The sequence below is a fragment of the Pseudoalteromonas sp. BSi20652 genome, assembly GCF_000239855.1.
Lineage (GTDB): Bacteria > Pseudomonadota > Gammaproteobacteria > Enterobacterales > Alteromonadaceae > Pseudoalteromonas.
The window spans coordinates 1-1258 of sequence record NZ_BADT01000116.1; the positions used below are offsets into that span (position 1 = coordinate 1).

Consider the following 1258-nt stretch of genomic DNA (forward strand, 5'->3'; position numbering starts at 1 on the left):
AAAGGGGGCTAAAACGGTTAACAGAGACACTGCTATTGACCCTAATAGTTTGGTAAAAATAAATGATTCAGCAAGGAAACCTAAATTAACTTCAGAAGGGAAAGTTATCCCTATTGGTGGACAACCCTCTGATGCAATTACAATTAGAAATAAGAGTAATCTGGATGAAAATGGATACCTACATCGAAAAGGCAAAAAATTAAAGTATGATTCGAATGGGTTCCCAATATTTGACAGTAAATTTGATACTCACATACCAGATCGCCATATAGCTTCGGGTAAAGCTCCTGAACACTTTAAAGCAGCAAATAAGAACCTTGCTATGCAATTAGAAAAAAATCCAACTTTAGCCAATTCACTAGGGTTAAGTAATGAACAAGTAGCACATATAATGAAAAAGCCACCATCAAAAGATCCAGCAAAGGGTTTAACGTGGCATCATCATCAAGATACAGGCAGAATGCAGCTTATTGATAGAACAACACATGACACTTTTAGACATACTGGTGGTATGTCTATTTGGGGAGGAGGGTATTAATTATGTTTAAATGTGAACCATATTTGTGGGAAGAAAATAAACCAACTTATAATCCTGATTACTTAAAGAAACTCGAATGCGAACTTCAGATTAAATTTCCGTCAGAGTTTTTAAACTTCATAGAATTACACTTTGGAGACAAGCCTTTTTATTCATCTTTTAAAGTAGGGAAAGGACAAAGTTCAATCGCACACTTTCTTCACTGCCAAGAATCAATAGATGATACTTTTGACACTTATAGTATCTCCGAACAAAAGGAAGAAATAGATGAATTTTTATCAAATAAAATAGTTCCTATCGCTATAACTTTTGACTCAAATTTAATCGCTTTTGATTTTCGTTATAAAATGGCAGAGCCCGAGGTCATATTTATCATTTCATCACAACTAGAAGATGAGGATAAAGCAATAAGGCATATTAGCGAAAATTTTCATGAATTTTTAGCTACTCTAGAAAACAATGATGACGAACTATAAACTCTAATCTGAAAAAGCTTGCTAAGGAAAGCCCATGCAATCAGATATTAAAAACATCCCGCAACACCTAGGTCAGTACCTTATTTGACCACGCCATTAAAAACGAAGTTGAAAATTGGCAACGCGCTATTTTTACAATTACGCGTAAAGGCCAATTTAACTTAAACTTTGAACGCGATAATAATGATGAAGAAGAAGTAATAACCGCTGCAAAACACGTTAAGTATTAATTTAACCTGCTTTT

At 34.2% G+C, this 1258-nt stretch carries 2 protein-coding genes and 1 pseudogene; all 3 read left to right on the plus strand.

Features of this window, described 5'->3' with window-relative positions:
* On the plus strand, nucleotides 1-538 hold a 538-nt coding region (locus tag P20652_RS19525), incomplete at its 5' end, for an HNH endonuclease (RefSeq protein WP_139048222.1).
* Between the two features lie 2 nt (nucleotides 539-540).
* Nucleotides 541-1014, plus strand: a complete 474-nt coding sequence (locus P20652_RS08230; RefSeq protein ID WP_008169198.1) for an SMI1/KNR4 family protein — start codon at nucleotides 541-543, stop codon at nucleotides 1012-1014.
* Nucleotides 1015-1091: 77 nt separating this feature from the next.
* Nucleotides 1092-1244, plus strand: a pseudogene (locus P20652_RS21480) (DUF600 domain-containing protein); the annotation flags it as partial.
* Between the last annotated feature and the right edge of the window lie 14 nt (nucleotides 1245-1258).